This window comes from Kocuria salina, assembly GCF_013368965.1.
In the GTDB taxonomy this organism is placed as follows: domain Bacteria; phylum Actinomycetota; class Actinomycetes; order Actinomycetales; family Micrococcaceae; genus Kocuria; species Kocuria rosea.
In genome coordinates this window covers 134,789-155,668 of the sequence record NZ_SSSF01000004.1, presented here as the reverse complement: position 1 = coordinate 155,668, position 20,880 = coordinate 134,789, and the positions used below count along the sequence as shown (strand labels likewise).

Here is a 20,880-nt window from a genome sequence, read left to right as displayed (position 1 = left end):
GCTCAGTCCGGCGGGACGGGCCGCAGGTGGATCCACAGGTCGGGGCCGAGCTGCTGCACGGGCCCGCCGCCGGCGGGGTCGAGCCGCCACCGGGAGGCGTCCGCGAGGGTGCCGATGCCCAGCTCCTCGAAGGCGGGCCGTCCCGCCCCGAGCACGAGGGGCGCCTGGTAGAGGCTGAGCTCGTCGACGAGCCCCGCGCGCAGGAAGCCGGCGGCGACGGTGGCCCCGCCCTCGATCAGCACGTGGCGCACGCCGGCGTCGTAGAGCTCGGCCAGGGCGGAGTGGGGGTCGTGGGTGGCGACGTGCCGGAACCGCCCGTCGGTCCCGCGGATCGCGGCGTCCCGGGGCACGGGGCGCAGGCCCATGGCCACGCGCAGGGGCTGCCGCGGGACCACGCCGCCGTCGCCGGTGCGGGCGGTGAGCCGGGGGTCGTCGGCCAGGACCGTGCCGCTGCCCACGAGGACCGCGTCGGCGCGGGCGCGCAGGTCGTGCCCGTGCTCGCGGGCCGACGACGACGTGATCCACCGGCTGGTCCCGTCCGCGGCGGCGATCCGGGCGTCTAGGCTCTGGGCGACCTTCAGGGTCACGAACGGGCGCTGGGCGCGCACGGTCTCGCCCCAGCGGTCGTTGAGCCGCTCGGCGTCCTCGGCCAGCAGCCCCGAGCGGACCTCGAGGCCCGCGGCGCGCAGGGTGGCGGCTCCGCCGGCGGCGGCGGCGGTGCGGTCGGGGGCGCCGTAGACCACGCGGGGCACACCGGCCTCCACGATCGCCTCGGCGCACGGGCCGGTGCGGCCCCAGTGGTTGCACGGCTCGAGGGTGACGTACATGGTGGTGCCCCGGAGGTCGGTGCCGGCGGACCCGGCGCGCTCCAGGACGTCGACCTCGGCGTGGACGGTGCCCGCCCCGCGGTGGTGGCCGACGTGCAGGATCCGCCCCTCGGCGTCGACGAGGACGGCTCCGACGAGGGGGTTGGCCCCGCGCGGGCCGCGCGCCGCCGCGTGCAGGGCGGTCCGCATGACCGAGCGCTCGGCGTCGTCGCCGGTCCGGTGCTGCGGGTCCATCACGTCGTCCTTTCCCGGGGCGGAACCGGGGCGCAGGACAACGGTGCCGCCGTCGGGACCCACGGGTCCGGACGGCGCCGTGGCGGGTGCCGTCGACGGCACGCCACGAGGGCCGTTGAACGTGTTGCCTTCCATCCAGACTGTGACTGTCGGTACCGGAGTTCCACCGGTTCGGCCGGGCGACCCGTCGGTGCGGGCGCTGGGCGCCCGCAGGGACGTGGTCGTCCGGTTCGCGGACTGTGACCGCCGGTTCGGACTTCCACCGACCCCGGAACACGTTGTTCGTGCCCCGATTATGTCACAGGGCGTGCCCGCGGCGGCCCGCGGCCGGCCGGCTCAGGACTGCGCGGAGCGGGCCGCCCCGCGCAGGGCCGTGATCGCGGCCCCGGGGTCCTCCGCGCCGTAGACGGCGGAGCCCGCCACGAACGTGTCGGCCCCGGCCTCCGCGGCCCGCACGATGGTCTCCTCGGTGATCCCGCCGTCCACCTGCAGCGCCACCCGTCCCCCGCCGGCCCGGATCGCCTCGGCGGCCCGGCGGATCTTCGGCAGCGTGACGTCGAGGAAGGCCTGGCCGCCGAAGCCGGGCTCCACCGTCATGACCAGGAGCATGTCCAGCTCGGGCAGCAGGTCGAGGTACGGCTCCACGGGGGTCGCGGGGCGCAGGGCCATCCCGGCGCGGGCGCCGTGGGCGCGCAGCTCGCGGGCCAGCTTCAGCGGGGCGCGCGCGGCCTCGGCGTGGAAGGTGACCGACTCGCAGCCGAGCTCGGCGTAGCCCGCGGCCCAGCGGTCCGCGTCCTCGATCATCAGGTGCACGTCCAGCGGGAGGGGGCTGACGGCGAGGATCCGTTCCACGAGGGGCATGCCCAGCGTCAGGTTCGGGACGAAGTGGTTGTCCATGACGTCCACGTGCACGGCGTCGGCGGCGGCGATCCGGCCCAGCTCGGTCTCGAGGTTGACGAAGTCGGCGGAGAGGATCGAGGGGTGGATGCAGGTGCGGGGCACGGGGACTCCTGGTGGTCGGGCGGTCGGGGGCTCAGCGCTTGCGCAGCAGGGCCAGGAACATGGCGTCCGTGCCGTGGACGTGCGGCCACAGCTGGACGGTCGCGGGGCCGGCGTCCCCCGCCCACGGGCGGGACGGGTCGCGGTCCCCGTCGAGGCTGCCGGGCAGGGCCGCGGCCCGGACCGGCGCCAGGGCGTCGACCAGCTCGGCGTCCTCGCGGCGGGCCAGCACGTCCTGGACCACGGCGAGGGTCTCGGCCGCGTGCGGGGAGCAGGTCGCGTAGGCGACCAGGCCGCCGGGGCGGGCGACGTCCAGGGCGGCGTGCAGCAGCTCCCGCTGCAGCGGCCCGAGCTCCGCCAGGTCGCGGGGGGTGCGCCGCCAGCGGGACTCCGGGCGGCGGCGCAGCGCCCCGAGGCCGGTGCACGGGGCGTCGACGAGGACCCGGTCGAAGCCGGCCTCCTCGACGGGGCGGCCGCCGAGCAGCTCGTCGGCGGCGCGCCCGTCCCCCGTGTGCACCGTCCAGGCGCGCTCCGGGACCGGCCGCAGGGCCCGGCGCACGAGCTCGGCCCGGTGCGAGGCCACCTCGTTGGCCGTCAGGTGCGCCCCCTGCCGGTCGGCGAGCGCCGCCAGCAGGGCCGCCTTCCCGCCCGGGCCGGCGCACATGTCCAGCCAGCGCCCGCCCCCGGCGCCGCCGTCGGCGTCCTGGCCGGCGGCGAGCAGGGCGCGGGCGACGAGCTGGGACCCGGCGTCCTGGACGCGGACCCCGCCCTCCCGGACGGAGGCGAGCCGGTGCAGGTCGCCGCCGCTGCTCAGCGCCGAGCCCGGGACGAGCGTCCCCTGCTCCGCGCCGGCGGCGAGGGCCTCGTCGAGGTCGCCGAGACCGGGCAGGGCCACGAGGTTGACCACGGGGGCGGCGTTGTCCGCCTCGAGCAGCGCCTCGAGCTCGGCGGCGTCCCGCCCGTGGGCGGTGAGCGCCTGGCGCAGGACCCGGACCACCCACGCCGGGTGGGCGTGGGCCAGGCCCAGGCGGGCGGTCTCGTCGACGGCCTCGGCGGTCAGCTCCGCGATCCACGCGGGCAGGTCCCGGGCCGCGACCTTGCGCAGCACCGCGTTGACGAGCCCGCCGGGGCCCGCGCCGATGACGGCCCGGACGAGGCCCACCGTCTGGTCGAGGGCCGCGTGGTCGGGCACCCGCATCGCGAGCAGCTGGTGGGTGCCCAGGCGCAGGGCGTCCAGCACCGCGCCGTCGAGCTCGCCCAGGGGCCGGTCGACGCACCGGGCCAGCACGGCGTCCCAGGTGCCCTGCCAGCGCAGCGCCCCGTAGGCCAGCTCCGTGGCGAAGCCCGCGTCCCGCCGGTCCAGGTGGTGGGCCCGGACCAGCTTGGGGAGCACGAGGTTGCCGTAGGCGCCCTCCTCGGACACCGCGCGCAGGGTCTCGAACGCCGCCAGCCGGGCCGGATCGGCCCGCCGCGTGCGCCCCGCGGGCGCCGACGAGGAGAAGGAGCGGTCGGACTGCGCCCGCCGGTTGCGCTCGTGGCCCCTCGCGCTGCGCCGCGGGCCTCCCGGTCGCCGGTCGCGGTCGCCCCGCCGGTCTCCGCCCTGCCTGTCCTCGTGCCCGCTCACTGGAACACCACTTCCTCTTCCGTGCTGCGGCCCCGCGCCCAGGCGGTGGCCTCCATGGTCTTCTTCCCCGCCGGCTGCACCCGGGTGAGCTGGACGGCGTACGAGCCCGTGCCCACGAGCACGGCGTCCCCGCGCAGGACGCACCGGCCCGGGGCGAGGTCCCGGACGTCGGGGCGGGGCAGCACGAGGTCGAGCTTGAGCCGGCGCTCGTCGAGCCGGGTCCACGCCCCGGGCTCGGGGGTCGCCCCGCGCACCCGGTGGGCCACGGCCACGGCGGGGTCCGACCAGCGGACCCGCCCGTCCTCGGCGGTGAGCTTCGGGGCGTGGGTCACGTCGCCCTGCTGCGGGGCCGGGCGCGCGGAGCCGTCGACCACGGCGCGCAGGGAGTCCGCCAGTAGCGGCGCCGCGGTGCGGGACAGGCGCTCCAGGACCGTCCCGGCCGTGTCGTCGGGACGGACCTCGTCGGTCATCGTGCCGAGGACGGGCCCGGTGTCCAGGCCGGCCTCCAGCAGGAAGGTGCTGGCCCCGACCACCGTGTCCCCGGCCATCAGGGCCCGCTGGACGGGGGCGGCGCCGCGCCACTGCGGCAGCAGGGAGAAGTGCAGGTTGATCCAGCCGTGCGGCACGGCGTCCAGGGCCGCCTGCGGGACCAGGGCCCCGTAGGCGACGACGGCGGCGACGTCCGCGCCCAGCCCCCGGATCCGCTCGGTCAGCTCGGCGTCCACCCGGTTGGCCTTGAGCACGGGCAGGCCCCGCCGCCCGGCCTCCTCGGCCACGGGTGAGGGGGTGAGCACCTTCTTGCGCCCCACGGGGGCGTCGGTGCGGGTGAGGACGGCCACGATCTCGACGTCGGGCCGCTCGGCCAGGTGGACCAGGGGCGGCACGGCGACGGACGGCGTGCCGGCGTAGAGGATCTTCACGGCTCTCCTGACGGGTGGGGACGGGGGCGGGATTCAGGCCGGGCCGGCGCCGAAGGAGCCGGCCCCGAAGGAGGTTCCGACGTGCGCGGCGCGCTGCCCGGCCACGCCGCGCACCACGCCGTCGTAGCCGGCGGCGCGGATGGCCCGCATCGCGTCCCGCTTCTCGGCGCCGGTCAGCCGGTCGACGTAGAGCCGCCCGTCCAGGTGGTCGGTCTCGTGCTGCAGGCAGCGCGCCAGCAGGCCGGTGCCCTCGACGGTCACGGGGGCGCCGTGCTGGTCGAGGCCGGTGACCCGGGCCCAGTTCCGGCGCGGGGTGTCGTAGGCCAGGCCCGGGACGGAGAGACAGCCCTCGCCGCCCTCCTGGGGCTCCTCGCCCACCTCCAGGACCGGGTTGACCACGTGTCCCGCGCCGCCCTCGACCGCCCAGGTGAACAGCCGCACGCTGACGCCCACCTGGGGCGCGGCGAGGCCGACGCCGCCGACGTCCAGCATCGTCTCGTGCATGTCGGCGACGAGCCGGCGCAGGGCGTCGTCGAAGGCCGTGACCTCCTCCGCGCGGGTGCGCAGGACGGGATCACCGATGGTGCGGATGGGCAGGACGGACATGGCGGGACCTCGCTCTCGACCCGGCAAGTCTACGGGCCGCCCATCCCCCCGCGGGCACGCGGGGCGCTCCCGGCCTACGCCTGCTCGCGCAGCGGCGGGGGCGGCACGGGGCGCAGGGCGGGGCCGGCCGCGGCGAGGGCCGTCTCCTGGGTCCACAGCCGGTGCAGGGCGCAGAACTTGTACCAGTGCTGCTCGAGCACCGCCGGGACGGCCTGCACGGGCACGACCTCCGTCTCGCCGACCGCCACGCCCAGCAGCAGGTCCGCGCCGCCGTACGCCCACGGCTCCCAGGTGCCGGCGTCCGCGTCCACGAGGGACTCCTCCGCCTTGAGCCCGGCCACGAGCTGGGTCACGACCTTGGGGTCCAGGGACTTCACGCGCCCGTCCCGGTCCGTGCCCTTCGTCTTGTAGTCGATCAGGCACACCTTGCCCGCGATCCGGGCCACGAGGTCGAGGGTCCCCGCGTAGCCCACGGTGGAGTTCCACACCGTGACCTCCACCGCCAGCGGCTCCGGGGCGTAGAGGTCCCACCACTCGTCGAAGCGCGAGGCGAAGCGCTCCTCGCCGTGCTCGGCCAGCGCGGCCCGCGCCTCCGCGGCCCGGTGGGGCCGGCCGAGGGCCCGCAGGGCGATCTGCTCGGCGTAGGTGTGCACGCGGTCCCCGCGCGCCGCGGCCTCGTCGCGGTGCCGCTCGGCGGCCTTGGCCGCGTCCCGCACCACGGCGCGCAGCTGGGCCGGCGAGCCCAGGGCCGCGCGCAGCCGGTCGTCCCGCACGGCGGCCTGCGCGGCGGAGTAGCCGTACCACCCGTCCAGGTCCGTGGCGGCCCGGGAGAGGACCGTGGTGATGGAGGGGACGGTCGCCTGGTCCGCCACGGACCTCGCGTACATCCGCCCGTACTCGGTCTGTTCCGCCAGCCTGGGCTGTGTCACGCTGCTCGTCGCCTCTCCCTCGCCTCGCCCCGGGGGCCCGGGGCGGTCCCGGTGCTCCGGGTCCTGCCCCGCAGGGTACCGACCGCCTCGGACACGGCGCCCGCCGAGCGGTGCCGTGTCCGGGCACGACGAAGGCCCCGGCTCGTGGAGCCGGGGCCTTCCAGGTGGTGCGCGATACTGGGATCGAACCAGTGACCTCTTCCGTGTCAGGGAAGCGCGCTACCGCTGCGCCAATCGCGCTCGACCGGCGGTTCCCGAGGGATACCGTCAAGCGTGGTGGGTGTGCACCGAGGTGGAGACGGGATTCGAACCCGCGTAGACGGCTTTGCAGGCCGCTGCCTAACCACTCGGCCACCCCACCGGGACCTGGTCCTTGCGGACAGGGCCGTCGGTCACGACATCGTTCATGCCGATCACTGCGAGCGGACGACGGGAGTCGAACCCGCGACATCCACCATGGCAAGGTGGTGCTCTACCAGCTGAGCTACGTCCGCATGTCTTGCTTCGGTCGATCTCTCGATCTTCCGATCAGGAACTCTAGCACAACCGTTCCGGCGGTGTTCGCGCCGGTCCGGGGCGTGCAGGGGTCGACGGGATCGGTGTCCGGGGCGGCCTTGCAGCCGCTCCGCTCGCCGGAACCCGTCGGTGTTCCTGACAGGTGGAGACTTTACGGGACCCTTTTCCGAAACGCCAAATCCCCCGGGGAGCCGCGGCGCGGTGGGTGCCGGCGGACCGTGCCCGCCCCCGAATTGGCCCGCGGCCGGGATGTGGGTTATGGTTTTCGAGCAGTGAGCGCGATTGGCGCAGTGGTAGCGCGCTTCGTTCACACCGAAGAGGTCACTGGTTCGAACCCAGTATCGCGCACGAGCAGTGCACAGAGGGCCCCGGCTGGAATTCCAGCCGGGGCCCTCTGTCGTCGTCGGCGCGTCCTGACGACGCGCGGGCCCGTCCCTCCGGGCGCCGCGGCGCCCGGAGGGGGTGCGGGCGCTCAGACCGCGGAGACGTCCCCGAGAATGCCCTCGCGGGCCAGCGCCGTGAGGCGGGAGACGGCGCGGAAGTACTTCTTCTGGTAGCCGCCGGCCATCATCTCGGCCGTGAAGACCTCGTCGAAGGGCCGGCCGGAGGCGATGATCGGCAGGTTCTTGTCGTAGAGCCGGTCCGCCAGCACCACGAAGCGCAGGGCGACGGCCTGCTGCTCGATGGTGTGCACGTCGCGCCAGACCACGGCGTCGATCCCCTCGAGGAGCTTGCGGTACCGGGAGGGGTGCACGCTCGCGAGGTGCTCCACGAGGTCGGCGAACCGGTCGGCGGCCACGACCCGGCCCGGGAAGTGCTCCTCCACGGCCCGGTCGAGCTCGCCGTCGGACAGCGGCGCCGGGGCCTGCGGCAGGCCCCGGTGGCGGAAGTCCTCGCCGTCGATGCGCAGCACCTCGAACTGGTCGGCCAGCACCTGGATCTCCCGCTGGAAGTCCTGCGCGGCGAAGCGGCCCTCGCCGAGCGATCCGGGCAGGGTGTTGGACGTCGCCGCGATCCGCACGCCGGAGTCGGCGAGCTCGCGCATCAGCCGGGACATGAGGACCGTGTCCCCGGGGTCGTCGAGCTCGAACTCGTCGATGCACACGAGGCTGTAGGCGCTCAGGGCGTCGACGGCCTTGCGGAAGGTCAGGGCCCCCACGAGGTTGGTGTACTCCACGAAGGTGCCGAACGCCTTGGGACCGGGGACCGCGTGCCACAGGGACGCGAGCAGGTGGGTCTTGCCCACCCCGAAGCCGCCGTCGAGGTAGATCCCCGTCCGGACCTCGTCCTTGCGGGGGCCTCCGCCGAAGAGCCTCGTGAAGAACCCGCCGCCGGAGCCGGTCGAGCGGTTGACGGACTCCGCGAACTTCCGCAGCTCCCGCACCGCCTCCGCCTGGGACGGCTGCTGCGGGTCGGGGCGGTAGGTGTCGAACGAGACCTCCCCGAAGCGCTCCGAGGGCCGGAACGCCGACAGCAGTTCGTCGGCCGACACCTGGGGGCGCCGCTCGGTGAGGTGTTCGATCTGGATGCTCACTTGGGAGACCTCTCTGTCCGCCGCGCCCGGCGGTTCGCTGGTTCGGCGCGCCGAGCGGCGCACGCGCGTGCTCCGGCGATTTTACCGGCTCCCCGTCGCCCGGGACGCGCCCGCCGCGTCATCAGGGCGGCGGCACCGCCGCGACGGGGTCGCGGCAGGACCGGGCCGGGGCCCCGGCGGCTCCCCGGCGGGGGCGGTCCGCCGCCGGGACCACTACCCTGGAGGGGAAGCCGGTCCGCGAGGACCCGTTCCCCTGATCCCCACCCCGGAAGGAGTCCCCATGGGCGTTGCCGTGGAGAACAACGAAGAATTCGCGCAGTACGCGCACCCCGAACGACTCGTGTCCACCCAGTGGGTCGCCGAGCACCGGGACGACCCCGGGGTCGTCGTGGTCGAGTCGGACGAGGACGTCCTGCTCTACGAGACCGGCCACGTGCCCGGCGCCGTGAAGATCGACTGGCACACCGACCTGAACCGTCCCGACACCCGGGACTACGTCGACGCCGCGGAGTTCGCCGAGCTCATGGCGCGCAAGGGCATCTCCCGCGACACCACGATCGTGGTCTACGGGGACAAGTCCAACTGGTGGGCCGCCTACGCGCTGTGGGTGTTCGAGCTGTTCGGCCACCCGGACGTGCGGCTCATGAACGGCGGGCGGGACAAGTGGGTCGCCGAGGGCCGTGAGCTGTCCACGGAGAAGGTCGTGCCCGAGCGCGCCGACTACCCCGTGGTCGAGCGCGACGACGCCCCGATCCGCGCCTTCCAGGAGGACGTGCTGGCCCACCTGGGCGAGCAGCCGCTGATCGACGTCCGGTCCCTGCCGGAGTACACGGGCGAGCGCACGCACATGCCCGAGTACCCCCAGGAGGGCACGCTGCGCGGCGGGCACATCCCGACCGCGGCGTCCGTGCCGTGGGCGCGGGCCGCCGCCGAGGACGCCACGTTCCGCTCGCGCGAGGAGCTCGAGGCGATCTACCGCGACGAGGTCGGGCTCTCCCCCGACGACGACATCATCGCGTACTGCCGCATCGGCGAGCGCTCCAGCCACACGTGGTTCGTGCTCAAGCACCTGCTGGGCTACGACAGGGTCCGCAACTACGACGGCTCCTGGACCGAGTGGGGCAACTCCGTGCGCGTGCCGATCGTCCGCGGCGAGGAGCCCGGCGAGGTCCCGGGGGCGGCCCGATGAGCGGGGCCCTGCCCGCCCAGCTCGAGGAGCTCGTCGCGGACTTCACGGCCGTGCCGCAGGAGGACAAGCTCGAGCTGCTGCTCGACTTCTCCCGCTCCCTGCCGGCGCTGCCGGACCGCCTGGGCGAGCACCCGGAGGAGCTCGAGCAGGTGGTCGAGTGCCAGTCGCCGCTGTTCCTGACCGTCGAGTGGGAGGAGGGCGCCGTCCCCGGCCCCGGCGCCCCGGTGCGGCTGTTCTTCTCCGCCCCGGCGGAGGCCCCGACCACCCGCGGCTTCGCCTCGATCCTGCACGAGGGCCTCGACGGGCTCCCGGCCCAGCAGGTCCTGGACGTCCCCGACGACCTGCCGGAGCGCTTCGGGCTCACCCAGCTGGTCTCGCCCCTGCGGATGCGCGGGATGTCCGCGATGCTGGCCCGGATCAAGCGGCGCGTCCGCGAGCTCCAGGACGCCTGAGGCCCCGGGCCCCGGCATGGCGAAGGCGTCCCGCGGTGCGGGCCCCACCGCAGCCGTCGCGCTCCTGGCGCGGGAGCGCGTGGCCTTCACCGTGCACGAGTACGCCCACGACCCTGCGGCCGCGTCCTACGGGCTGGAGGCCGCCGCCGCGCTGGGGCGCGACCCGGACCAGGTGTTCAAGACGCTGCTGGTCGTGCACGAGCGGGACTGGGCGGTCGCGGTGCTGCCCGTCTCCGCGCGGCTGTCCCTGCGCGCGGCCGCGGCCGCCCTGGGCTGGAAGCGGGCCGCCCTGGCCGAGCCCCGGCTCGCGGAGCGGCGCACCGGCTACGTGGTGGGCGGGATCTCGCCCCTCGGGCAGAAGACACCCTCCCCCACCCTGCTCGACGACTCCGCGGAGACATGGCCCACGGTCCTCGTCTCCGGCGGGCGGCGCGGGCTCGACGTCGAGCTGCCCCCGGCCGAGCTGCTGCGGCTCACGGGCGGGCGCACCGCCGCGCTGCGCTCCTGACCCGCGCCGCGGTCCGGACCGGACCTCAGCTCCGCTGCGCGCGCACGGGCCCGAGGGTCCTGGCGTCCTGGGCCAGCCGGGCGGGCAGCCAGCGCCGCACGGCGTCCTCCCAGCGCTGCGGGTCCACGTTCCACTCCTTGGTGTGCCGGGCGCGGGCGAAGGGCACGAACTCCACGAGCCGGTTGAGCTCCGCGAGCCGGCGGGAGCTGGCGGCCGGGACGAACTCGTCGTCCACGGAGTGCAGCACCAGGGTGGGCGTGCGCAGGTGCTCGGACCGGGAGAGCCAGTCGAGGGCCTGGAGGTCCACCGGAGCGGCGAGACCGGTCAGCATCCGCCCCGCCGGGTGGGAGATCAGGTTCGTGGCCAGCCGGCCGATCCCCGAGGGGATCCGGCGGGAGCGGGAGTGGTGGGCGATCAGCTCGAACCAGTCGACCACCGGGCCGGTGAGCACGAGGGCCGCGATGTCGTCCCGGTAGAAGGACAGGTCAGCCGTCTGCAGCGAGATCGCCCCGCCCATGGACCAGCCGAAGAGCACGATCTGGGTGGCGCCGCGGGATTTCGCGTAGCTGATCGCCGTCTGCACGTCCTTCCACTCCGTGAAGCCCAGCCCGTACCGGAAGTCGTGCGTGGGCGGCGCCTCCCGGTCGTTGCGGTAGGAGATCAGCAGGGAGGTCAGCCCGAGCTCCCGCGCCACCGGCACGGCACGGACCGTCTCCATCCGGTTGGCGCCGCGCCCGTGCACCATGATCGCCCACGGACCCGGGAGCACCCGGGGCCGCTCACCCTCCGGGGTCGGCCCGCCCTCCGCGGGGACCACCCAGCAGGGCGCCGGCCCGACCTCGATCGGAATCTCCACCTCCTCGAACGGCAGGCCCGCCGCCCCGGGGTCCGGGTAGACCGTCCCGGACCAGAAGCCGCGGGTCGCCCGGGAGAGGTCCCCCGAGTAGACCTCCTCGACCACCCGGGTCACGGTGCCCTCCCGGGGGGAGTAGGAGCGGATGGCGCCGATCCGGGCGTGACCGCGGCCCGCGTCGAAGCGCAGGCTGTAGGTCCCCGCCACGGTGGTGTCCACCGTGGCGGGGAGCCGCACGAGAGTCGTCGCGGACGGGTCGCCGTCCTCGCCGGTACGGGTGACGCCGAGGATCTGCAGGTCCTCGGAGCGGTACTTCGGCGGGACCACCACCTGCCGCGCGAAGTAGGCGGCCGCCGCGCTCGAGAGCCCGAAGGACAGGGACGCCGCCCCCACCGTGACGGCCGCGCCCACCACGGCGCCGCGCGCCCACTGCGTCGCGGACTGGGGCTCGGGGGCGGCGGGGACCGGCAGGGGGCGACGGGGCATGCCCCCCAGTCTTCCACGCAGCCCGGGCATAACCGGGAGGGACGCGTCGTTGTGCTGGCCGGGCGGTCCGCGCCCCGCAGGCCCCGCGCCGCCCCGTGCGGACCGCCGGGCGGGCCCCGTGCGGGGACCGCCGCCCGGAGCACCGACCACATCCCGGAGGATCACACCATGAGCGAGACCACCAGGCACGGCGACCGCCCCGACGCCACCGGACGGACCGAGGAGGACTGGCGCTCCATCCTGTCCCCGGAGGAGTACCACGTGCTGCGCGAGGCGGGCACGGAGCGGCCCTTCACCGGCGAGTACTGGGAGACGAAGGCCGAGGGCGTCTACGAGTGCCGCGCGTGCGGGGCGGAGCTCTTCCGCTCCGACACCAAGTTCGACGCGCACTGCGGCTGGCCCTCCTTCTACGCGCCGCTGGCCGAGGACCGGGTCCGCTACATCAAGGACACCGCCCTGGGCATGGAGCGGGTGGAGGTCCGGTGCGCCGCCTGCGACTCGCACATGGGCCACGTCTTCGGCGGCGAGGGCTTCCCGACCCCCACGGATCTCCGGTACTGCATCAACTCCGTCTCCGTCCGCCTCGTGCCCGCCGGCTCCTGAGCGGTCCCGCCCGGACGGGACCGGGGTGACCGGGACCACGCCGATCGCGCGCTCGCGGCGTGGCACGACGGGCCGGGACGCCCCGACGGCCTACCCTTCCAGTGTGAGCGCGGTGAACGGCCTGACCGAGGTGTACCAGGACTTCCAGGACGCCCTCGAGCAGCTGCGCCGCACCGGCCACCGGGAGGGCGTCGAGCTCACGGCGATCCCGGCCCCGACGCACCTCGCGCCGTTCGCGGCCGCGGTGCGCGCCGAGGTGCGGCGACCGCCCGCACCGTCCCGCGCCCCGGCCCTCACGGCCGGTCCGGCAGCGGCGCAGGACGCCGGCGCGGCCGCCGTCCCGGACCGGGCGCCCGGCGCCCCGGAGGACGAGCTCGCCACGGGACGCTTCGTGCTCCTGCACGACCCGTCCGAGCCGACGGCGTGGGGCGGACCGTTCCGAATCGTCACCTGGGCCCGCGCGGCCGCGAGCCGCGAGATCGGCTGCGACGACACGGCGGGCGCGAACGCGTGGACCTGGCTCCTCGAGGCCCTGGAACGCCACCGGGCCGGATATTCTCGGGAGGGCGGCACCGCGTCCCGGGTCCTCGCCGAGGGCTTCGGTCTGCTCGGCGACCAGGAGGAGGGGGCCGACGTCGAGCTGCGGGCCTCCTGGACCCCCGACGGCTCCGACGTGGCACCGCACCTGGCGGCCTGGGCGGACACGGTCTGCACCTTCGCGGGCCTGCCGCCGTACCCCCGGGGCGTGACCGTGCTGCACCCGCGCCGCTGACCACCGAACCGACCGCGCCCCGCCGGGGCCGACACAGAATCGAAGACGCTCCTTGACCAGCCCAGCCGACCGCCGATCCGCGCCCGACGAGCCCTCGACCCCCGTGGTCGCCGGCTTCGAGGACTTCGAGATCCCCGACAGCGTCCACCTCGCGGCGCCGTTCGACGGGATCCCTCCCGTCATCGACACCGTGGCAGGACTGGAGCGGGCCGCCGCCGCCGTCGCCGCGGGCTCCGGCCCGGCGGCGATCGACACCGAGCGGGCGTCGGGCTTCCGCTACGGGCAGCGCGCCTTCCTCGTGCAGCTGCGGCGCGAGGGCGTGGGCACCGTGCTGATCGACCCGGAGGCCACCGGTTCGCTGGCCGTGCTGGGCGAGGCGCTCTCCGGCGTCGAGTGGGTGCTGCACGCCGCCACCCAGGACCTGCCCTCCCTGCGCGCCCTCGGCATGGAGCCGGACCGGCTCTTCGACACCGAGCTGGGCGGGCGCATCGCCGGGCTCCGGCGCGTGGGCCTGGCCGCGGAGACGGAGGAGCTGCTGGGCTACACGCTGGCCAAGGAGCACTCCGCGGTGGACTGGTCGAAGCGGCCCCTGCCGAGGGACTGGCTGAACTACGCCGCGCTCGACGTGGAGATGCTCATCCAGCTGCGCTGGGCCATGGAGGAGCTGCTGCGGGAGAAGGGCAAGCTGGACTGGGCGCTCCAGGAGTTCGAGGCCGTGCGCACCGCCGAGCCCGCTCCCCCGCGCCAGGACCCGTGGCGCCGGACGTCGGGGATCAACAAGGTGAAGGGCCGGCGCCAGCTCACCGCGCTGCGCGGGCTGTGGGAGGAGCGGGAGCGGCTCGCCCAGCACAAGGACGTCGCCCCTGGCCGGCTGCTGCCCGACGCCGCCCTGGTCGCCGCCGCGGCCGCCATGCCGCGCACCGTGCCGCAGCTCCTCGACACCCCCGGCTTCCACGGCCGGCTCGCGGCGCGGGAGGCGCCCCGGTGGCTGCGGGCGATCGCCGAGGCCCGCACGGCCACGGAGCTCGTCCCCTTCACCGTGAAGTCCGACGCCCTGCCGCCCGTGAAGGCGTGGGAGGTCAAGCGCCCCGAGGCCGCAGCACGGCTGCGGGTCCTGAAGCCGCTCGTCGCCGAGCTCGCCGAGGCGCACGAGCTGCCCACCGAGAACCTGCTCACCCCCGAGCACCTGCGGCGCTTCTGCTGGCAGCCGCCGAAGAGCACCACCGACCAGGCGGTGGCGGACCGCCTGCGGGACCTCGGGGCGCGCCGGTGGCAGGTCGAGCTGACGGCCCCGGTCCTCGGCCCGGCCTGGCGGGAGCTGCGGGCCCGCAAGCGCGCGGCGCGCCTGGTGGAGCGCGACCAGCCGCCCGTCGGGGACGAGGACGAGCCCGCAGCGTGAGCCGCTCCCCCTGGGGACGGAGGAAGGGCCCCGGCCGACGGCCGGGGCCCTTCCTCCTGTGCGGGCCGGGCTCCGCTCGCCCCGCGGCCCGCGCCCTGCGGCAGCGGTGCTGCGGGCGGGCGCCGGCGGGTCAGTGCTGCGTGTCGCCGGGGGCCGGGTGCGGCTCGGCCGGGTCCAGGGGGCTCTCCGGGGTCACCGGCTTCGCGTCCTGCAGGTCGGCGTAGCCGGTGGTCGAGGTCCCGGCGGTCGAAGCCCCCGTGGCGGCGGCACCGCTGGAGGATTCCGTGCCGGCCGAGGACCCGGAGACCTTCTCCTTGACGGACGAGGAGGCGTCGGCGGCCTTGGTGCCCACCGTGTCGGCGGCCTTCTTGGCGCTGTCGGCCAGCTTCCCGCCGACCACGGGCACCTCGGACTTCACCCAGTCGGTGCCCTCGGAGACCTTCTCCTGGACCTTGGGGTCGTGCCACGTCTTCACGGCGTTCTGCTTGAGGGCCTCGTAGCTCTTGCGGCCCGAGGCCGAGCCGACCACGAAGCCGACCCCGAATCCGGTGACGAAGATGAGTCGCTTGATCATGGTGCTGTCCTTCCGTCCGTCCCGGCGCGGCGGCCGGGCCCGAGGACGAGCCGGTCGTGCACGGCCCGTCCCGCTGACTGATGTCTTCATCATCCTACTGATGAACCGGCGCGGCGGACACCGGCCCCGTGCGGCTCCGCTCACAGCGATCACCGCACGGGGCGCCCTCGGGCAGGCAGCACCCGGGGGTGGGGCCCGGCGCCTAGACTGACGGCGGACCCGCACCCCGCCGTCGAGAGGACCCCGATGCCCGAGCGCCCGACCACCCCGTCCGCCCCGTCCCGGCGCACGGTCCTCGGCCTGGCCGGGGCCGGCTCGACCGCGGCGCTCACCGCGTGCGCCGCCGACGCCCCGCCGTCGACGGGCGGCGGCCCCGCCCCCGCAGCGTCCGGCCCCGTGGACGCGGGCGCCCTCGAGGACCTGCCGGTGGGCTCAGCGGTGAAGTTCGACCGGGACGGCGTACAGGCCGTCGTGAGCCGCCCGGACCCGGACACGGTCGTCGCGTTCTCCCCCGTGTGCCCGCACCAGGGGTGCATGGTGGCCCCGCAGGAGGAGCTCTACGTCTGCCCGTGCCACTCCTCGCAGTTCGACCTGACGACCGGCGAGGTCCTGGCCGGACCCGCCGAGTCCGGGCTGGAGCCGTACCCCGCGAGCGTGGCGGACGGGCGGATCCTGCTCGGCTGAGCGGGGCTCAGCCCCGGTGCGACCGCGGCAGCGACGCCCCGCGGGCGTCCTCGGCCGTGTCGGGCACGGCACCCTGGCCGGCGGCCGCGCCCTGCACCGGGCGCGCGTAGGGCACCCGGGTGCCGAGCACGGAGGCCAGCGTGTCCTGGGCGACGCGCTGGGCGGTCAGGCCGACCCGCGCGAGGACCTGGGAGCGGGAGCCGTGCAGGAGGAACTCCGTGGGCAGCCCCACCTCGTTGAGGGCGGTGTCGACGCCCGCCGCCCGCATCTCCTGGCGGATCCGGGAGCCGATCCCGCCGGCGCGCACGCCGTCCTCGACGACCACCACGATCCGGTGCTGGGCGGCGAGCTCGATGACCGAGGCCGGCACGGGCAGCACCCAGCGGGGGTCGACCACGGTGGAGGTGACGCCGTGGGCCTCGAGCCGGTCGGCCACGTCCAGCGCCAGAGCGCTCATGGCGCCGACGGACACGAGCAGGACGTCCCGGCGGGCGCCCTCGGTCCCGCTCTCGCCGCCGCGGCGCGCGAGCACGTCCACCCCGTCCGCCAGCCGCTCGACGGCCGGGACGGGGGCGCCCACGGCGCCCTTGGGGTACCGGATGACGGTGGGGGCGTCGTCGACGGCCACCGCCTCGCGCAGCTCCTCGGTCAGGGTGGGCTCGTCGCGCGGTGCGGCCAGGTGGAGCCCGGGCACGATCTGGAGCAGCGCGAGGTCCCACATGCCGTGGTGGCTGGGGCCGTCCGGGCCGGTGACCCCGGCCCGGTCGAGGACGACCGTGACGCCGGCCCGGTGCAGCGCCACGTCCATGAGGAGCTGGTCGAAGCCGCGGTTGAGGAACGTCGCGTAGAGGGCCACCACGGGGTGGAGGCCGCCGTAGGCCATGCCGGCGGCCATGGCGATGGCGTGCTGCTCGGCGATGCCCACGTCCACGACCCGGTCGGGGTGGGCGGCCTGCATCTTCTGCAGCCCCACGGGGATGAGCATGGCGCCGGTGATGCCGACGACGTCCTCGCGCTCGTCGGCGATCCGGGCGATCTCGTCGCGGAACACGGCCGTCCAGCTGCGCTCGGAGCTCGTGGCCGTGGAGCGGCCGGTGACGGGGTCGATGACGCCCACGGCGTGGAACTGGTCGTCCACGTTCGCGGTGGCGGGCCCGTAGCCGTGGCCCTTCTCGGTGATCGCGTGCACGATGACCGGCCCGCCGTAGTTCTTGGCGTTGCCCAGGGCCTGCTCGACGGCCTCGAGGTCGTGCCCGTCGACGGGGCCGACGTACTTCATGCCGAGGTCCTCGAAGATGCCCTGGGGCACCACGACGTCCTTGATGCCCTGCTTCATCCCGTGCAGACCGCGGTAGAACATCTCCCCGACGGGGCCGGAGTGCTTCAGCAGGTCCTTCACGGTCTCGAGGGTCTGCTCGTAGCGGCGGTCGGTGCGCACGGCGTCCACGCCCTGCTGCACGCTGGCCTGGAGCTCCGCGAGGTGGTTGGCGAAGCCGCCGACGGTCGGGGCGTAGGAGCGGCCGTTGTCGTTGACCACGATGACGACCTTGCGGTCGCGGTCGGAGGCGATGTTGTTGACGGCCTCCCAGGCCATCCCGCCGGTGAGCGCCCCGTCCCCCACCAGCACCACCGTGTGCCGGTCGTGCTGACCGGTCATCGCGTAGCCGCGCGAGATGCCGTCGGCCCAGGACAGGGAGGAGGACGCGTGGGAGGACTCGACGATGTCGTGCTCCGACTCGCGCCGGTCCGGGTAGCCGGCGAGACCGCCCTCCTGGCGCAGGGTCTCGAAGTTCTTGCGGCCGGTGAGCAGCTTGTGCACGTAGGACTGGTGCCCGGTGTCGAAGACGACGGAGTCCTTGGGCGAGTCGAAGACCCGGTGCACCGCGAGGGTCAGCTCGACGACGCCCAGGTTGGGTCCCAGGTGGCCGCCCGTCGCGGAGACGTGGGTGACGAGGAACTCGCGGATCTCCTCGGCCAGCCGGCCCAGCTCCGCGCGGCTCAGTCCCGCGAGGTCCTCGGGCCCGGACACCCGCTCCAGCACGCTCATGGTTTCTCCCGCAGTCCTCGGCGTCGTGGTCGCTCGCGCCGTCGGTCCCGGGGGGCCGGGGCGGCGCGCTCCCCCGATCCTACTCGTTCGCCCCGACAGGGCCGACGACGCGCAGGGGCCCGGTCCGTTCCCGGACCGGGCCCCTGCGTGCTGCGAACGCCCTGGGATCAGGACTTCGCGATGTTCCTGAGCACGTACTGCAGGATGCCGCCGTTGCGGTAGTAGTCCGCCTCGCCCGGCGTGTCGATGCGCAGGACCGCGTCGAACTCGACGGTGGAGCCGTCCTCCTTCGTGGCGGTGACCTTGAGCGTCTTCGGGGTGGTGCCCTCGTTGAGCCCGGTCACGCCCTGGATGTCGAAGGTCTCAGTGCCCTCCAGGCCGAGGGAGTCCGCGGACTCCCCGGCCGGGTACTGCAGCGGGAGCACGCCCATGCCGATGAGGTTCGAGCGGTGGATGCGCTCGTAGCTCTCGGCGATGACGGCCTTGACGCCCAGCAGGGAGGTGCCCTTCGCGGCCCAGTCGCGGGAGGACCCGGAGCCGTACTCCTTGCCGCCCAGCACGACCAGCGGGACGCCGGCCTCCTGGTAGTTGATCGAGGCGTCGTAGACGGCGGCCTGCGGGCCGCCCTCCTGCGTGAAGTCCCGGGTGAAGCCGCCCTCCACGCCGTCCAGGAGCTGGTTCTTGATCCGGATGTTGGCGAAGGTGCCGCGGATCATGACCTCGTGGTTGCCGCGGCGGGAGCCGTACGAGTTGAAGTCCTTGCGCTGGACCCCGTTCTCGATGAGGTACTTGCCGGCCGGGGTGTCGGACTTGAACGAGCCCGCCGGGGAGATGTGGTCGGTCGTGACCGAGTCGCCCAGCTTCAGCAGCACGCGGGCGCCCGTGATGTCCTCGACCGGGGTCGTCTCCATCGTCATGCCCTCGAAGTACGGGGGCTTGCGGACGTAGGTGGACTCGGGGTTCCACTCGAACGTCTTTCCGGTGGGGGTGTCCAGGTTCTGCCAGCGCTCGTCGCCGTCGAAGATGGTGCCGTACTCGCGGGTGAACATCTCCGTGTCGATGGACGCGTCGATGATCTTCTGCACCTCGGCCGGGTCCGGCCAGATGTCCTTGAGGTACACCTCGTTGCCGTCGGCGTCCTGGCCCAGGGACTCGCTCTCGAAGTCGAAGTCCATGTTGCCGGCCAGGGCGTAGGCGATGACCAGCGGCGGGGACGCCAGGTAGTTCATCTTCACGTCCGGGTTGATGCGGCCCTCGAAGTTGCGGTTGCCGGAGAGCACCGAGGTCACGGCCAGGTCGTTGTCCTGAATGGCCTGGGAGATCTCGTCCTCGAGGGGACCGGAGTTGCCGATGCAGGTGGTGCAGCCGTAGCCCACGATGAAGAAGCCGAGCTCCTCGAGCGCCGGCACCAGACCGGACTTCTCGTAGTAGTCGGTGACGACCTTCGAGCCCGGGGCGATCGAGGTCTTGACCCAGGGCTTGGCCTTGAGCCCCTTCTCGACGGCGTTGCGCGCCAGCACCGCGGCGGCCATCATGACCGACGGGTTCGAGGTGTTGGTGCACGAGGTGATCGACGCGATCGAGACCGCGCCGTGGTCGAGCTCGAACTCGCGGCCGTCGGGCATGGTCACGGGGACCTGCTTGCTCGGGCGGCCGTCCTCGGCGAAGGCGTGGTGCTCGCGCGGGCGGTCCGCCTCCGACTGGTGGTCGTCCGCGGTGTAGCCGGGGGCGTCCGAGGCCGGGAAGGACTGCGCCGCGACGTCGTCCACGGTGTCGCCGGAGGCGTTGTCGTCGACGTGCGTGGCGTAGTTCTTGATGTCCTCGTGGAACTGCGCCTTCGCGTCGGTGAGCGAGATGCGGTCCTGCGGCCGCTTCGGCCCGGAGATCGAGGGGACCACGGTGGAGAGGTCCAGCTCGAGGTACTCCGAGAAGGTGATCTCCTCGGACGGGTCGTGCCACATGCCCTGTTCCTTGACGTACGCCTCGACGAGGTCGATCTGCTCGTCGGAACGGCCGGTCAGGCGCAGGTACTCGAGGGTGACGTCGTCGATCGGGAAGATCGCGGCGGTGGAGCCGAACTCGGGGCTCATGTTGCCGATGGTGGCGCGGTTGGCCAGGGGCACGGCGCCGACGCCCTCGCCGTAGAACTCGACGAACTTGCCGACCACGCCGTGCTCGCGGAGCATCTCGGTGATGGTCAGCACCACGTCGGTGGCGGTGGCCCCGGACGGGATCTGGCCGGTCAGCTTGAAGCCGACCACGCGCGGGATGAGCATGGAGATGGGCTGGCCGAGCATCGCGGCCTCGGCCTCGATGCCGCCCACGCCCCAGCCGAGCACGCCCAGGCCGTTCTCCATGGTGGTGTGCGAGTCGGTGCCCACGCAGGTGTCCGGGTAGGCGCGCAGCACGCCGTCGACCTCGCGGGTCATCACGACGCGCGCCAGGTTCTCGATATTGACCTGGTGGACGATGCCCATGCCCGGGGGGACGACCTTGAAGTCGTCGAACGCCGTCTGGCCCCAGCGCAGGAACTGGTAGCGCTCCCCGTTGCGCTGGTACTCGATGTCCATGTTGATCCCGATCGAGTCCGAGGTCCCGAAGGAGTCGATCTGCACGGAGTGGTCGATCACGAGCTCGGCCGGGGCGAGCGGGTTCACGCGGGCGGGGTCGCCGCCGAGGTCCGCGATGGCCTCGCGCATCGTCGCGAGGTCCACGATGCAGGGCACGCCCGTGAAGTCCTGCATGATCACGCGACCCGGGGTGAACTGGATCTCGATGCTGGGCTCGGCCGTGGGGTCCCAGTTGGCCAGGGCCTCGATGTGCTCGGAGGTGATGTTGGCGCCGTCCTCGGTGCGCAACAGGTTCTCGAGCAGAACCTTCAGGCTGTACGGGAGCTTCTGCGCACCCTCCAGCGTGTTCAGTCGGAAAATCTCGTATTCGGTGCCTTTGACGTCGAGTACGCCCTTGGCCCCGAAGCTGTCCACTGTGCTCATATGCGTGGAACTCCTCTCGCCACCGTCTTGGAAACGCCCGCGGGAGGACACCGGCGAAGGGCCGGAGGTTCTCCCGTGAACAGTCATCCGCCAGTGTAGCCCGTGTGAGCCCGGTGACTCCGAACGACTCC

At 74.3% G+C, this 20,880-nt stretch carries 18 protein-coding genes, 4 tRNA genes and 1 riboswitch; of the genes, 8 read left to right on the top strand and 14 right to left on the bottom strand.

Features of this window, described 5'->3' with window-relative positions; all coding sequences use genetic code 11:
* Positions 1-2 precede the first annotated feature (2 nt).
* From ribD to E7Z53_RS09805, 9 genes are all read right to left on the bottom strand, one after another.
* Positions 3-1,061 (bottom strand): bifunctional diaminohydroxyphosphoribosylaminopyrimidine deaminase/5-amino-6-(5-phosphoribosylamino)uracil reductase RibD, encoded by a 1,059-nt coding sequence (gene ribD, locus E7Z53_RS09845; RefSeq protein ID WP_035924014.1) that lies wholly within the window; start codon positions 1,059-1,061, stop codon positions 3-5.
* A 117-nt stretch (positions 1,062-1,178) separates the two neighbouring features.
* Positions 1,179-1,342, bottom strand: a riboswitch (FMN riboswitch).
* A 55-nt stretch (positions 1,343-1,397) separates the two neighbouring features.
* Complete coding sequence (rpe, locus tag E7Z53_RS09840) at positions 1,398-2,063, bottom strand: ribulose-phosphate 3-epimerase (protein WP_017833942.1); 666 nt, start codon at positions 2,061-2,063, stop codon at positions 1,398-1,400.
* A gap of 31 nt (positions 2,064-2,094) precedes the next feature.
* Positions 2,095-3,684, bottom strand: a complete 1,590-nt coding sequence (locus E7Z53_RS09835) for an RsmB/NOP family class I SAM-dependent RNA methyltransferase (RefSeq protein WP_176337680.1) — start codon at positions 3,682-3,684, stop codon at positions 2,095-2,097.
* Positions 3,681-4,604: a methionyl-tRNA formyltransferase gene (gene fmt, locus E7Z53_RS09830; RefSeq protein WP_017833940.1), complete on the bottom strand. Its 924-nt coding sequence runs from the start codon at positions 4,602-4,604 to the stop codon at positions 3,681-3,683. Before fmt ends, E7Z53_RS09835 begins: the two co-directional genes overlap by 4 nt.
* A gap of 33 nt (positions 4,605-4,637) precedes the next feature.
* Positions 4,638-5,210 carry a peptide deformylase gene (gene def, locus E7Z53_RS09825; RefSeq protein WP_035924017.1) on the bottom strand — a complete coding sequence of 191 codons (573 nt, stop codon included), beginning with the start codon at positions 5,208-5,210 and terminating at the stop codon, positions 4,638-4,640.
* Between the two features lie 74 nt (positions 5,211-5,284).
* Positions 5,285-6,139 (bottom strand): hypothetical protein, encoded by an 855-nt coding sequence (locus E7Z53_RS09820; protein WP_035924018.1) that lies wholly within the window; start codon positions 6,137-6,139, stop codon positions 5,285-5,287.
* Positions 6,140-6,304: 165 nt separating this feature from the next.
* A tRNA-Val gene (locus E7Z53_RS09815) sits at positions 6,305-6,379 on the bottom strand.
* A 50-nt stretch (positions 6,380-6,429) separates the two neighbouring features.
* Positions 6,430-6,500, bottom strand: a tRNA-Cys gene (locus E7Z53_RS09810).
* A gap of 60 nt (positions 6,501-6,560) precedes the next feature.
* Positions 6,561-6,633 (bottom strand) — tRNA-Gly (locus E7Z53_RS09805).
* Positions 6,634-6,931: 298 nt separating this feature from the next.
* Between E7Z53_RS09805 and E7Z53_RS09800 the strand changes: the two genes are divergently transcribed.
* Positions 6,932-7,003, top strand: a tRNA-Val gene (locus tag E7Z53_RS09800).
* Positions 7,004-7,127: 124 nt separating this feature from the next.
* Here E7Z53_RS09800 and zapE read toward each other — a convergent pair.
* Entirely contained in the window at positions 7,128-8,189 is a 1,062-nt protein-coding gene (zapE, locus tag E7Z53_RS09795; RefSeq protein ID WP_115162584.1) for a cell division protein ZapE, read from the bottom strand.
* Positions 8,190-8,469: 280 nt separating this feature from the next.
* Here zapE and E7Z53_RS09790 point away from each other — a divergent pair, with 280 nt between their 5' ends.
* The 3 genes from E7Z53_RS09790 to ybaK are packed head-to-tail and all read left to right on the top strand — an operon-like array spanning position 8,470 to position 10,338.
* Complete coding sequence (locus E7Z53_RS09790; protein ID WP_115162583.1) at positions 8,470-9,378, top strand: sulfurtransferase; 909 nt, start codon at positions 8,470-8,472, stop codon at positions 9,376-9,378.
* On the top strand, positions 9,375-9,830 hold the full coding sequence (locus tag E7Z53_RS09785; protein WP_035924019.1) for a SufE family protein: 456 nt from the start codon (positions 9,375-9,377) through the stop codon (positions 9,828-9,830). The genes E7Z53_RS09790 and E7Z53_RS09785 overlap by 4 nt, the downstream gene beginning before the upstream one ends.
* Before the next feature lie 16 nt (positions 9,831-9,846).
* Positions 9,847-10,338, top strand: a complete 492-nt coding sequence (gene ybaK / locus E7Z53_RS09780) for a Cys-tRNA(Pro) deacylase (protein WP_115162582.1) — start codon at positions 9,847-9,849, stop codon at positions 10,336-10,338.
* Positions 10,339-10,363: 25 nt separating this feature from the next.
* Here the strand turns inward: ybaK and E7Z53_RS09775 are convergent, their stop codons facing one another.
* Positions 10,364-11,677 carry an alpha/beta hydrolase family protein gene (locus E7Z53_RS09775; protein WP_035924021.1) on the bottom strand — a complete coding sequence of 438 codons (1,314 nt, stop codon included), beginning with the start codon at positions 11,675-11,677 and terminating at the stop codon, positions 10,364-10,366.
* Between the two features lie 168 nt (positions 11,678-11,845).
* Between E7Z53_RS09775 and msrB the strand changes: the two genes are divergently transcribed.
* The 3 genes from msrB to E7Z53_RS09760 all read left to right on the top strand — a co-directional run bounded on the left by msrB (position 11,846) and on the right by E7Z53_RS09760 (position 14,451).
* On the top strand, positions 11,846-12,280 hold the full coding sequence (gene msrB, locus E7Z53_RS09770; RefSeq protein ID WP_017834188.1) for a peptide-methionine (R)-S-oxide reductase MsrB: 435 nt from the start codon (positions 11,846-11,848) through the stop codon (positions 12,278-12,280).
* Between the two features lie 103 nt (positions 12,281-12,383).
* Positions 12,384-13,052, top strand: coding sequence for a DUF3000 family protein (locus E7Z53_RS09765; protein WP_017834187.1), 669 nt, complete (start codon positions 12,384-12,386; stop codon positions 13,050-13,052).
* Positions 13,053-13,104: 52 nt separating this feature from the next.
* Positions 13,105-14,451 carry an HRDC domain-containing protein gene (locus tag E7Z53_RS09760; protein WP_217905637.1) on the top strand — a complete coding sequence of 449 codons (1,347 nt, stop codon included), beginning with the start codon at positions 13,105-13,107 and terminating at the stop codon, positions 14,449-14,451.
* 130 nt (positions 14,452-14,581) lie between these two features.
* Here the strand turns inward: E7Z53_RS09760 and E7Z53_RS09755 are convergent, their stop codons facing one another.
* Complete coding sequence (locus tag E7Z53_RS09755; RefSeq protein ID WP_109222595.1) at positions 14,582-15,025, bottom strand: hypothetical protein; 444 nt, start codon at positions 15,023-15,025, stop codon at positions 14,582-14,584.
* 246 nt (positions 15,026-15,271) lie between these two features.
* Between E7Z53_RS09755 and E7Z53_RS09750 the strand changes: the two genes are divergently transcribed.
* Positions 15,272-15,709 (top strand): Rieske (2Fe-2S) protein, encoded by a 438-nt coding sequence (locus E7Z53_RS09750; protein ID WP_095651020.1) that lies wholly within the window; start codon positions 15,272-15,274, stop codon positions 15,707-15,709.
* Positions 15,710-15,716: 7 nt separating this feature from the next.
* On the opposite strand, the gene dxs is transcribed toward E7Z53_RS09750, so the two are convergent.
* Together dxs and E7Z53_RS09740 are read right to left on the bottom strand one after the other, a co-directional pair.
* Positions 15,717-17,756 carry a 1-deoxy-D-xylulose-5-phosphate synthase gene (gene dxs, locus E7Z53_RS09745; RefSeq protein ID WP_017834183.1) on the bottom strand — a complete coding sequence of 680 codons (2,040 nt, stop codon included), beginning with the start codon at positions 17,754-17,756 and terminating at the stop codon, positions 15,717-15,719.
* Between the two features lie 167 nt (positions 17,757-17,923).
* Complete coding sequence (locus E7Z53_RS09740) at positions 17,924-20,749, bottom strand: aconitate hydratase (RefSeq protein ID WP_095651021.1); 2,826 nt, start codon at positions 20,747-20,749, stop codon at positions 17,924-17,926.
* Positions 20,750-20,880 lie beyond the last annotated feature (131 nt).

Bases quoted from the DNA above. Each gene is read 5' to 3' on its own strand.
- msrB (WP_017834188.1), top strand. From the start codon at position 11,846: ATGAGCGAGACCACCAGGCACGGCGACCGCCCCGACGCCACCGGACGG.
- E7Z53_RS09790 (WP_115162583.1), top strand. From the start codon at position 8,470: ATGGGCGTTGCCGTGGAGAACAACGAAGAATTCGCGCAGTACGCGCAC.
- def (WP_035924017.1), bottom strand. From the start codon at position 5,210: ATGTCCGTCCTGCCCATCCGCACCATCGGTGATCCCGTCCTGCGCACC.
- E7Z53_RS09775 (WP_035924021.1), bottom strand. From the start codon at position 11,677: ATGCCCCGTCGCCCCCTGCCGGTCCCCGCCGCCCCCGAGCCCCAGTCC.
- E7Z53_RS09785 (WP_035924019.1), top strand. From the start codon at position 9,375: ATGAGCGGGGCCCTGCCCGCCCAGCTCGAGGAGCTCGTCGCGGACTTC.
- dxs (WP_017834183.1), bottom strand. From the start codon at position 17,756: ATGAGCGTGCTGGAGCGGGTGTCCGGGCCCGAGGACCTCGCGGGACTG.
- E7Z53_RS09750 (WP_095651020.1), top strand. From the start codon at position 15,272: ATGCCCGAGCGCCCGACCACCCCGTCCGCCCCGTCCCGGCGCACGGTC.
- E7Z53_RS09755 (WP_109222595.1), bottom strand. From the start codon at position 15,025: ATGATCAAGCGACTCATCTTCGTCACCGGATTCGGGGTCGGCTTCGTG.
- ybaK (WP_115162582.1), top strand. From the start codon at position 9,847: ATGGCGAAGGCGTCCCGCGGTGCGGGCCCCACCGCAGCCGTCGCGCTC.
- E7Z53_RS09740 (WP_095651021.1), bottom strand. From the start codon at position 20,749: ATGAGCACAGTGGACAGCTTCGGGGCCAAGGGCGTACTCGACGTCAAA.
- ribD (WP_035924014.1), bottom strand. From the start codon at position 1,061: ATGGACCCGCAGCACCGGACCGGCGACGACGCCGAGCGCTCGGTCATG.